Origin of the sequence: Mycobacterium sp. (assembly GCF_008709575.1) — a bacterium.
GTDB lineage: Bacteria > Actinomycetota > Actinomycetes > Mycobacteriales > Mycobacteriaceae > Mycobacterium.
Genome location: NZ_VYIK01000200.1, coordinates 1 through 216, shown reverse-complemented (window position 1 = coordinate 216; position 216 = coordinate 1). Strand labels below are relative to the sequence as shown.

Here is a 216-nt window from a genome sequence, read left to right as displayed (position 1 = left end):
TAGCCTTCGGCTTGGCAGCGCCGCAAGGCCGGATCGGCCTGCTTTGACAACGTTCCCTGTCTGTAGGCGTTTTGCCGGACGTGCTTGCTTCACCGCGGTTGGTTCCGATAACCTGGACATGTGTCCAGTGACGCGGTGACGGCGATCACGCCGGGGGTCGATCGGCCAGCCGGGGAGGGGCCGCGCAATCGTCGGCAGGAAGAGACGTTCCGCAAG

Annotated in this window: 1 pseudogene; it reads left to right on the top strand. The window is 64.8% G+C overall.

Annotation, left to right across the window (positions count from 1 at the left end):
• Positions 1 to 120 precede the first annotated feature (120 nt).
• A pseudogene (locus F6Q13_RS17855) lies at positions 121 to 216 on the top strand (TetR/AcrR family transcriptional regulator); the annotation flags it as partial.